The 9,617-nt window shown below is 68.9% G+C and carries 11 protein-coding genes; 6 read left to right on the top strand and 5 right to left on the bottom strand.

Going from position 1 to position 9,617, the window contains the following annotated elements:
- Both D3261_RS12475 and D3261_RS12470 read right to left on the bottom strand, forming a co-directional pair.
- Positions 1 to 500: prepilin peptidase (locus D3261_RS12475; protein WP_233553985.1), on the bottom strand; the 500-nt coding region annotated here is incomplete at its 3' end.
- 416 nt (positions 501 to 916) lie between these two features.
- A complete protein-coding gene (locus D3261_RS12470) occupies positions 917 to 1,600 on the bottom strand; it encodes an HAD family hydrolase (protein ID WP_233553984.1) in 684 nt (227 codons plus the stop codon).
- Positions 1,601 to 1,825: 225 nt separating this feature from the next.
- Between D3261_RS12470 and dnaG the strand changes: the two genes are divergently transcribed.
- Complete coding sequence (gene dnaG / locus D3261_RS12465) at positions 1,826 to 3,271, top strand: DNA primase DnaG (protein ID WP_120072851.1); 1,446 nt, start codon at positions 1,826 to 1,828, stop codon at positions 3,269 to 3,271.
- On the opposite strand, the gene D3261_RS12460 is transcribed toward dnaG, so the two are convergent.
- Positions 3,232 to 3,663 (bottom strand): N-acetyltransferase, encoded by a 432-nt coding sequence (locus tag D3261_RS12460; RefSeq protein WP_120072849.1) that lies wholly within the window; start codon positions 3,661 to 3,663, stop codon positions 3,232 to 3,234. The two genes, dnaG and D3261_RS12460, sit on opposite strands and share 40 nt — an antisense overlap.
- Complete coding sequence (locus D3261_RS12455) at positions 3,660 to 5,021, bottom strand: DUF92 domain-containing protein (protein WP_120072847.1); 1,362 nt, start codon at positions 5,019 to 5,021, stop codon at positions 3,660 to 3,662. The genes D3261_RS12460 and D3261_RS12455 overlap by 4 nt, the downstream gene beginning before the upstream one ends.
- A 773-nt stretch (positions 5,022 to 5,794) precedes the next feature.
- Between D3261_RS12455 and D3261_RS12445 the strand changes: the two genes are divergently transcribed.
- Complete coding sequence (locus tag D3261_RS12445; RefSeq protein ID WP_120072844.1) at positions 5,795 to 6,403, top strand: undecaprenyl diphosphate synthase family protein; 609 nt, start codon at positions 5,795 to 5,797, stop codon at positions 6,401 to 6,403.
- A 51-nt stretch (positions 6,404 to 6,454) separates the two neighbouring features.
- Here the strand turns inward: D3261_RS12445 and uppS are convergent, their stop codons facing one another.
- On the bottom strand, positions 6,455 to 7,384 hold the full coding sequence (uppS, locus tag D3261_RS12440; protein ID WP_120072842.1) for a polyprenyl diphosphate synthase: 930 nt from the start codon (positions 7,382 to 7,384) through the stop codon (positions 6,455 to 6,457).
- 152 nt (positions 7,385 to 7,536) lie between these two features.
- On the opposite strand from uppS, the gene D3261_RS12435 reads away from it, so the two are divergent.
- From D3261_RS12435 to D3261_RS12420, 4 genes are all read left to right on the top strand, one after another.
- The gene (locus D3261_RS12435) at positions 7,537 to 7,731 is read left to right on the top strand and encodes a cold-shock protein (RefSeq protein ID WP_007695559.1); all 195 of its coding nucleotides are present in this window, start codon (positions 7,537 to 7,539) and stop codon (positions 7,729 to 7,731) included.
- 2 nt (positions 7,732 to 7,733) lie between these two features.
- Entirely contained in the window at positions 7,734 to 7,928 is a 195-nt protein-coding gene (locus D3261_RS12430; protein ID WP_120072840.1) for a cold-shock protein, read from the top strand.
- Positions 7,929 to 8,014: 86 nt separating this feature from the next.
- The gene (locus D3261_RS12425) at positions 8,015 to 8,410 is read left to right on the top strand and encodes a DUF5778 family protein (protein ID WP_120072838.1); all 396 of its coding nucleotides are present in this window, start codon (positions 8,015 to 8,017) and stop codon (positions 8,408 to 8,410) included.
- A 37-nt stretch (positions 8,411 to 8,447) separates the two neighbouring features.
- A complete protein-coding gene (locus D3261_RS12420; protein WP_120072836.1) occupies positions 8,448 to 9,533 on the top strand; it encodes an Lrp/AsnC family transcriptional regulator in 1,086 nt (361 codons plus the stop codon).
- Positions 9,534 to 9,617: the final 84 nt, after the last annotated feature.

Here is a 9,617-nt window from a genome sequence, read left to right as displayed (position 1 = left end):
CTCTTCCTCTTCGTCCGAAACGCGCTCGCGGGCCGGCCGACGAACCCCGCGAGCGAGAGCCGACCCGCGAGCGCGTTTCGGACGAAGAGGAAGAGGGGGACGAAGCCGGCGAGCAACACCGCGTCGGTGAGTATCGAAAGCGAGAAGGCCCCGCTGACCGGCGAGAGCGGGAGGGTCGTCGTGCCGAGTAGATAGGCGGGTGGGAGGGGAAAGAGCACGCAGACCGCCGCGAGCGCCTTCGCGTCCGCACCGCCGAACGCGCCGAGCCACCAGAACGCGAAGCCGAGCGGCGCGACCACGCCGACGCCGACCGCCACCCGAAGGGCGAACAGCCCGGGGGCGGCGGTGTCCCACGCGTCCCACGCGAGCAGGACGGCACCGAACGCTATCAGGGGAAGCCACGTCCGGTTCGGCACGCGGCGGGTCCGGAGGTCGCGAGCGGCAGCCCACGCCAGCACCGGCAGCGAGAGCAGGCGGAGCAGGTCGGTAGCCCCGTTCACGGTAGACGGGACGAGCGATAGCACATAGCTTTTACTCTAGTCGAACCGGCTCGGGTGCGGGAACGGGGCGGTCGCGTCGTGGCGGTCGCGGTGCGGTCGGCCGTGCTGCGGTGCGGTCGTGGCAGCAGTGGGTGCGGTGCTGCGGTGGCTGCGGTACCGGGTGAGTGCGGTCGCGGCAGTGGTGCGGTCCTGGTGGATGAAGGGCGAGCGAGGCGAGGTTCGACTGAAAGGAGGACCTCGGACGCGAACGGGGAGCGGAGCGACCCGTGAGCGCCCGGAGTGAGCGAGGGCTTCGGCGGTGCGGAGGCGGTACGGGAGGGGGAGTGATGTACTGCGAGCGACCGAAGGGAGCGAGCAGCCTTTTTAGTCCACCGGAGCGCGCTTCGCGCGCTCCGAGCCGTTCGTTCGCCTTCGGCTCACGAAGACAGGTTTTTGGACGGGGGGATCGCGCTCGCTTCGCTCGTGCTCAACCCCCGTGCAAAAAAGTGGAGGTCCCGGAGACGGTAATCCGCCCGCACGCAGCGACCACGGCGGGTGTGGCCGTGGCGTTCGAGGTGGACCCCGTCGAGGCCGGCGTTCCAGGCCGCGCCGACGTCGTGTGCGCCGTCGCCGACGAGCGCGCCGTGACCCGAGACACCCATCTCGTCCATCGCGAGTTCGACGGGTGCCGGGTCGGGCTTCCAGCCGATGTCGCCGGTACAGCAGACCACGGTGTCGAAGCGGTCGTCGAGGTCGAGCCGGGCGAGGACCGGCTCCGTGAGGTAGCGCTGGCAGTGGGTGACGATCCCGACGGGGACATCGAGGCTGTCGAGGAACGCGCGGGCGTCGTCGTGGAGGTAAGTCGCGGCGGCGCGCTCCGTCGGGTCCTCGACGGCGTGGAGGGTCTCCCAGAACCGTTCGACGTCGATACCCCACGACCGGATCAGGGCGTTTCGCTGGCCGGCGAGCCCGTGCCAGAGGGTTTCGGCCTCCTGATCGGTGAACGGTCGGTCGAGGCGCTCGCCGACGCGGTCGAGCAGCCGGCGGACGTAGCCCGGTTCGACGTCGACGAGTGTGCCGTCGAGGTCGCACAGCCAGAAGTCGTACCCGGTGGGGTCCATCGAGGGAACCAGCTACGACGGTCGGGAATAAATCAGTTGTGTCGCGGTACCAACCCACTGAGTTCCGAGGACGACTGGATAGTTATCGGTCACGAACGGGGCGTGAAGGGGGGAGAAACCGTGGGGCGGTAGGTATATCCGTCGCGATCGCCCATTCATATGTGCATCAGTGATCACGATCATCACAATCACTAGCCAGCCCCCCACGGGGCAGTTCACTCACTCATGGAGGACACAGACAAATACCTGATTCACGCGGACGTGACCGCCGAGGGGGTGGTCGAACGGAACGACGTCGTCGGCGCGATCTTCGGGCAGACCGAGGGGCTCCTCGGCGACGACCTCGACCTGCGGGGGCTCCAGCAGTCCTCGAAGGTCGGCCGGATCGACGTCAGCATCAACTCCCAGAACGGCCAGTCGTTCGGCCGTATCACGATCGCGAGCGGGCTCGACAAGGTCGAGACCGCGATCCTCGGTGCATCGCTCGAAACGATCGAACGCATCGGGCCGTGTCGCTCGACGGTCTCGGTCGAGCGGATCGAGGACGTTCGAGCCGCGAAACGCCGGACGGTGGTCGAGCGCGCGAAGTCGCTGCTCGGTGCGTTCGAGGAGAGCACGATGAGTTCGGCCGAGATCATCGACGCGGTTCGCGAGAGCGCCCGCACCGGCGATATCACGACCTACGAGGGGCTCCCCGCCGGGCCGCGGGTCGCCGAGGGCGATGCGGTCATCGTCGTCGAGGGTCGTGCCGACGTCCTCACCCTGCTCGGCTACGGCGTCAAGAACGCCGTGGCGGTCGAGGGCACCAACGTCCCCGACGCCGTGGCCGAACTCACCGGCCATCGAACGACCACCGCCTTCCTCGATGGCGACCGCGGCGGCGACCTGATCCTGAAGGAGTTGACCCAGGTCGGCGACATCGACTACGTCGCGGTCGCGCCGGCCGGCAAGAGCGTCGAGGACCTCTCGCGCGAGGAGGCGCTGTCGGCGCTCCGCGAGAAGGTCGCCCACGACCTCGTGGTCGAGGCGGGGAACGCGCGCGAGGCGGTCGCCGCGACCGACGGGAGCGCCCGGCCCGCGCCGCCGATGCCCGAGCACGAATCGACCCCTCACCCCGCGACCGACGAACCCGCACCCAGCGTCGGGCCCGTCGAACCGTCGTCCCCCGATCCCGGACCAACCGAACCGACCCCGACCGCCGAAACGGACGTGTCGGAGCCGGATCCGGACCCGGCTGCGGGCACAGCGGAGGACGTGGGGGCGGCCACCGAGACCGAGCAGGACTCGGTCGAGGGTGTCGAGAACGAGGACGAAGCTGAGGACGGACCGGCGGCCGACGAGGCGGACGAAGCGACCACGCTCGGCGGCCACGTCGAGCACGTCATCGGCGACGGGACGGAGCTCGCTCGTCTGCTCGACGGCGAGTTCGCGGTGCTCGCGGAGGTCGAGGCGAGCGAGACGTTCGACGCGCTCGCCGAGGGGTCGGCGGTTCCCGCGACCGTCGTGCTCGACGGCGAACTCACCCAGCGCGTGCTCGACGTGGCGGCCCAGCGCGGTGTCGGACAGGTCGTCGCCCGCACGACGGGCGAGTTCGTCAAACAGCCCACCGACGTTCGGATTAGAACCGCCGGTCAGCTCCCCGAGGCGTCGTCCGATACCGAGTCGGGCTGACGGACGAGACGAACTGCGTCACCGTCTTCGTAGTAGCCGGGGAGCGATTTCTCGACCCGGAACCCGTGTCGTTCGTAGAAGCGCCGAGCGTGTTCGTCGTCCGCCCGAACGGTGAGTCGAAACGCGCCCCCGCGAGCGAGGAGGGATTCGAGGAGCGCCGAGCCACGGCCCGCGTTCCGGTGGTCGGGCGCGACCGCGAGTTCCACGAGGTCGGTGGGGTCGTGACCGACTGCGAGCGCGTAGCCCGTCGGCCGCCGGCCGGCGACGAGCACGGTGGCCGCCCCGCGAAGCCCAGCATCGAGGAGCGATGGTTGGGGCGAATCGAGCGACGCCGCCTGGATGGCGAGGAGCGTGGGGCGGTCGGCGGGCGTGGCGGGTCGGACGTGGGTCACAGCGGGGCGAGCCCGACGACGACCGCGAGCACCGCACACACGACCGCGGCGACGAGGGTCGTGAGGAAGTTCACGGCGGTGTTGCCGACGCGGTGCTCGCCGAGGTCGGGGGCGAGTCGCCCCACGACGGCGTCGATCCGGTGGTTCTCGACGAGCGCGCCGAGGAGGCTGTCGACCAGCGTGCCGACGACGCCCGCGGCGCAGATGACGAGCGCGCCCGCGGGCGAGGTCCCGAGCGCGAGCACGGCGAGACCGGCGACCAGCGCCGCGCCGCCGACCCCCGCGAGCCCGCCCTGCCACGTCACGCCACCGTCGGTCCCCGGCGGGACGGGTTCGAGCGTCGTGACGAGCCGTGGGGTGTCGAACAGGCCGCCGACCTCGCTCGAAAGGGTGTCGGCCATCGCGGCGGCGAGCGAACCCGCGAAGACGTAGAGGAATATCGCGCGCGGCATCGGGAACAGGGGGCTCGCGGCGTAGCCGACGACCGCCGCGAGCGCGACCGCCGCGTTCGCGAGGACGTTGGCGCTCCCGCGCGCGCCGCCGTTGGCCTCCGCGAGGCCGCGTTCCTGCTTTCGGTCGTAGCCGAACCGGGTCGAGAGCCCGCCGATGCCGAAGAAGGCGATCAGGAGCGCGAACCAGCCGAAGCCGCCGAGCACCACCATCACGAGCGCCGCGAGCACGCCCGTCAGCATCCCCGAGACGGAGGCGACCCCGAGCGCGTAGGCCAGCCCGCCGAAGCCCGCCGAGACCACGACCGCGGCGAGGACCGTCGCCGGCGAGGGGTCGATCGGGAGCGCGGTGAGGAGCCAGACCGTCAACCCCGCCGAGAACAGCACCAGCGCGTCGTCGCGCGGGGAGAGCCCCGTCCGAACCAGGGCGGCGACGAGCGCGGCGCTCGCAGCGAGGAAGGCCACGAACGCGGGTCGGGAGACCAGGTCCGGGGTCGCGAGGCCGACGAGGAGCTGGCCGGCGAGCCCCGCGGCGGCCCCGACGACGACGAACGCCGTCGTGGCGAACGCCGTCGAGCGATAGCCCTCGGCCACCGCCTCCGCGAGGTCGCCCGCCGAGAGGACGAGGACGCTGACGAGGAACACCGGGAGCGGGAGGTCGAACAGCGCGACCAAGAGTCCGAGCCCGGCGGCGGCGAGCGAGAAGCCTACGAGGCCGTAGAGCGTGTGCTCCTCGTGCTCGCCGGGGCGGGCGAACAGCTCGAACACGGGACCGTCGTCGATGACGAACGCCGCGAGCCCCGCGACGACGACGAACGGCGCGGCGCTCGCGGGGCCGAGCGCCGGGGCGGCGAGCGCGAGCGCGCCCACGACCGCGAACCCGCCCGCCCGCCGAACTCTTCGATTCACTGCCCGTTCACTGGCCGTGTTTTCGCGGATGGCCACTTAACCCTCCCGAAGGTGAGAGAGCGCCGAACCCCCGCGATCGAGTCGATCCGCACGACAAAACAGACGGTGATGACGACACGAACCCACGGAACGGCGCGATAGCCACGACACAGCCGCCGGCGGTACGGAAGCGGTACGGATGCTGTGGCGCGCGCTCGCGGTCGGTGCGAACGAAGTGAGCGCCGACTGCGAACACTGTGCGAGGGATGAGCACCGCAGCGAGCCGAAGGCGAGCGAGGAGCGCAGTCGGCTGGGGAGGCGTGTGGCTGGTGCGGTTAGCGACTATCCCGTGAGCGACCGAAGGGAGCGAACGGTCTTTTTAGTCCAGGTTTTTGCGACGAGCGGTTAGCGAGCGAAGTCGTTCGAGACGGCTTCGCCGTCTCGTGATGACGAAAGACGCGAAGCGTCTTTCGAACCACGAGCTAACCCGAGTCGGAAAAAAGTGGGCGCGGGAGGTGTGTGGCTGTCGCGGGGCGGAGCGGTGGCGGTTCTCATTTGCATCGGGCGAGTGGCGGACGGAGCGGCGCGGACAGAAATGCGGACGAAACGGTGCGGACAGAAATGCGGACGAAGCAGTGCGAGCAAGAATACAGACGAAGCGGTGCGGACAGGAATACAAGATGAGTGAAGAGAAACGAGACCAGCGAACCGAAGTGAAGCAGCGATCCAGACCCGAGACATCCACAACCGTTTCGAGTCGGATGATTTAGGCCACATCACCACCACACCTCGCTGTGGGACTCTACGACCGGTATCTCGCGGCGCGGGTTCGCCGAAACGACGCGCCGCTCCCCGAGCAGGTGGCGGTGGTCATCACCGAGCGCGACCTGCTGGAGGGTGGCGCGTACCGGACCCTCGAATCCTTCTTCGGGTGGGCGTTCGAGTACGGTGCCGAGCGGGTGCTGGTCTACGTCAGCGTGCTCGACCCCGGTGCGGTGCCGACGATCCGACGGGTGATCGAGCGGTGTGAGGCCCCGCGGCCGGTCGCGGTTCGGGGCCCCGACGACGCCGAGCGCGCCGACAGCCCGATCCAGGTCAGCATCGGCCTCGGGGGCAAACACGAGTTCGCGGCGGCGGTTCGCGACGTCGCCACCGAGGTCGAATCCGGCACGCTCGCGGTCGAGGAGATCGACGGCGAGGCGATCGAGAACCGGTTGGTGTTCCCGACCGACCCGGACCTCGTGATCAAGACCGGTGCGGAGCGCCTCTCGGATTTCATGATCTGGCAGTCGGTCTACTCCGAACTCTACTTCACCGACGTCAACTGGCGGGACTTCCGCGAACGCGACTACCTCCGGGCGCTCCGGGACTACCAGAACCGACAGCGCCGCTACGGCAAGTAGGTTGCATCACGACTACGCGAAACGGGTTTCGTGCCGTCGAGCGACGGGGATTCAGTCCGAAGCGACCGGGTCGGGGTCGGTATCGGTGGTCTCGATGCCGTCGAGCGCGCCGCGCGGGAGGTACTCGGCCAGGCGCTCGACGATGGCGCGGGCCTCGTCGAGTTCCGCGCCGCCGACCGCCCGAACCAGCGCGAGCGCGCGCCGCGCGCGGGTCCGCCGCCAGGAGTGCTCGCGCGACTCGTAGGTTCGGATCGCCCGGAGGAAGTCCTTCTTCGCGAACGCGGGCCAGTAGGGTGTACAGAAGAAGACGGCGGCCTCGTTGCCGTTGGCGTGCCACGGCAGGAAGTTCGAGGTGCGCTCGTCGCCGCCGGTCCGGATGATGAGGTCGACGTCGCGCGCGGGGCCGTTGGCGAGCCGGTGTTCGACCTCCTCGACGTCGATGTCGCCGGGCGCGAGGTCGCCGGACTCGACCGCGCGGGCGGCGTTGCGCGCCGCTCCGAGGAGTTCGGTGCGACCGCCGTAGGCGAGCGCGATGTTGAGGGTGAGTTCGTCGTAGGCGCGCGTCCGCCGTTCGGCGTAGTCGATGGCGTCGCGGAGGGAGTCGGGGAGGCGGTCCGTCTCGCCGATGGCGCGTATCCGGACCTCGGACTCGTGGACGCGGTCGGCCTCGGCGAACTCGTGGAGCTTCTCCTCGAGCATCTCGAAGAGGTGTTCGCGCTCGCCGGCCGGCCGGTCGAAGTTCTCGGTCGAGAAGGTGTAGAGGGTGAGCTCCTCGACGCCGCACTCGGCACACCAATCGAGGACCGCTTCGGTGGTTTCGGCCCCCGCACGATGGCCGTCGGCGGCGTCCTTGCCGTGCTCGTCGGCGTAGCGTCGGTTGCCGTCCTGTATCACCGCGACGTGGCTCGGCGCGCCGTCGACCTCGCGCTGCAACAGTCGCTCGTAGGTCCGGTTCAGGAGGGTCCGGGTTCGCGAGGACATCGTTCACGGGGGGAACTCGGGGCGAAGGGATGAATCTTGTGACATGCGTCAGGACCGACGAACGGGCGTTCCGGGCGGATCGTGCGTCGTCTCAACACGCCGGACGGTGTTTGCGCAACTTTTTATGTACCCAGCACGTCGGGTCGAGTGCAATGGCGTCAGGTACGGTTGACTTCTTCAACGACACGGGCGGCTACGGCTTCATCGAAAGCGACGACTCCGAGGAAGATGTGTTCTTCCACATGGAGGACGTCGGCGGCCCGGACTTGGAGGAAGGACAGGAGGTAGAGTTCGACATCGTGCAGGCTGACAAGGGACCGCGGGCGGAGAACCTGGAGCGGCTGTAAACATGGCAACTGGAACAGTGGACTTCTTCAACGACACGGGCGGCTACGGCTTCATCGAGACCGACGAGGCCGACGAAGACGTGTTCTTCCACATGGAAGACGTCGGCGGCCCGGACCTCGAAGAGGGACAGGAAGTCGAGTTCGACATCGTGCAGGCCGACAAGGGCCCGCGCGCCGAGAACCTCGAACGACTGTAAACGAACGGCGTTTTCATGCTGCTCGGTCACCGAAGCGGTGCGGTCGGGACCGAGGAGCGTATCTTTTCCCGGCCCGAGCGACGGGTATGAGCGAACTCATCGACGAGGACCTCTACCAGCGAGCGAAGGCGCTGCTCGAACCCGGCGAGATCGAACTGAACGGACTGGTGCTCCACACCGACTTCGACCAGACCGAGGAGAGTCTGATGCACCGTACGACCGTCGAGGTGGGCGACACCATCGCCGCCCACGCCGAGTCGGGCGACACCTACGTCTTCTCGGGCACCGACGATCCTGACTTCGGGCTGAACCAGCACCAGGGGCTCACCCTCGCCGACGACGACTTCGTCTGGGAGTGCCAGCAGCTCCTCCGTGAGGGGACCTACGACGTGGTGTTCTACTACGAGGCGAGCGCCGACCACGAGGCGATCCTCGACGACCTCCGGGACGCGGGCCACGAGGTCACGGGCGTCGAGGGATGAGCGGGGCGCTTATCCGCGGCGCGGACCTCCCACAGCCATGAACGACGCGGACACCGGGATCGACCTCGACGAGCGCGACCGCGCGGTCCTCAACGGGTTTCAGGGCGGCTTTCCGACCGTCGAACGGCCGTTCGAGCCCGCCGCACGCGCGCTCCGCGAACGCGGCATCGAGGTCTCGGCCGACGAACTCGTCGAGCGGGTCCGACGGCTCGACGACGAGGGAACCCTCTCGCGGTTCGGCGCGCTGATCGACGCCGAGGCCATCGGCGGCACCGCGACGCTGGTGGCGATGCACGCCGACGAAGCGGAGTTCGATGCGGTCGCCGATCAGGTGAACGCCCACCGCGAGGTCGCCCACAACTACGAGCGCGAACACCCGTACCTCAACATGTGGTTCGTGGTCTCGGTGGCCGACGAGGACGAGGTCGAACGAGTGCTCGCCGGGATCGAGGACGAGACGGGCGAGGAGACCTACAACCTCCCGAAGGAGCGCGAGTTCCGGGTCGAGGCGAAGTTCCTGTTGGACGGGCCGATCTCGGACGGGGACCTCGACCTCTCGGATCTCGGCCCCGACGTCGAGCCCAGTAGTCGAGGTTCGCTGACGCCCGCCGAGCGCGACCTCGTGGTCGAACTTCAGGGCGGGCTCCCCATCACGGCGACCCCCTACCGCGACGTCGCCGACGCGCTCGGGGCGGACGTCGAGTGGGTCGTCTCGACGGTCAAGCGGTTCGTCCTCGAAGGCAAGGTTCGACGGGTCGGCGTGGTGCCGAACCACTACGCGCTCGGCTACACGGAGAACGGGATGACGGTCTGGAACGTGCCCGACGACCTCGTCGCCGAGGTCGGACCGGCGATCGCCGAGCTCGACTTCGTGACCCACTGTTATCAGCGCCCGCGCCACGAGGGCGTCTGGCCCTACAACTTCTTCGCGATGACCCACGGGCGGAGCGAGGCCGAGAGCCAGCGCCGGGTCGAGCAGGTTCGCGAGCGAATGACCGAGTTCTTCGACGTCGACGAGGACGACTGGGACACCCTCTTCTCGACACGGATCCTGAAGAAGACCGGCATCAGGATGGCCGAGCGCGCCGCCGCCAACACCGACGACGCGACCGCCGAACGATGACAATTCGGCGTGGTTGGCGGCAGAACTGGTATTGTTCCGCGAGCGAGTCAACGGCGAGCGAGCGGTTTTTTTGGCCCAGATTTT

It is taken from the genome of Halococcus sp. IIIV-5B (genome assembly GCF_003602035.1).
GTDB lineage: Archaea > Halobacteriota > Halobacteria > Halobacteriales > Halococcaceae > Halococcus > Halococcus salsus.
This window is presented reverse-complemented; position numbering and strand designations above follow the sequence as displayed.

Excerpts from the sequence above, each read along its gene's own strand:
- D3261_RS12470 (WP_233553984.1), bottom strand. The coding sequence starts at position 1,600 with ATGGACCCCACCGGGTACGACTTCTGGCTGTGCGACCTCGACGGCACA.
- dnaG (WP_120072851.1), top strand. The coding sequence starts at position 1,826 with ATGGAGGACACAGACAAATACCTGATTCACGCGGACGTGACCGCCGAG.
- uppS (WP_120072842.1), bottom strand. The coding sequence starts at position 7,384 with ATGTCCTCGCGAACCCGGACCCTCCTGAACCGGACCTACGAGCGACTG.
- D3261_RS12435 (WP_007695559.1), top strand. The coding sequence starts at position 7,537 with ATGGCGTCAGGTACGGTTGACTTCTTCAACGACACGGGCGGCTACGGC.
- D3261_RS12430 (WP_120072840.1), top strand. The coding sequence starts at position 7,734 with ATGGCAACTGGAACAGTGGACTTCTTCAACGACACGGGCGGCTACGGC.
- D3261_RS12425 (WP_120072838.1), top strand. The coding sequence starts at position 8,015 with ATGAGCGAACTCATCGACGAGGACCTCTACCAGCGAGCGAAGGCGCTG.
- D3261_RS12420 (WP_120072836.1), top strand. The coding sequence starts at position 8,448 with ATGAACGACGCGGACACCGGGATCGACCTCGACGAGCGCGACCGCGCG.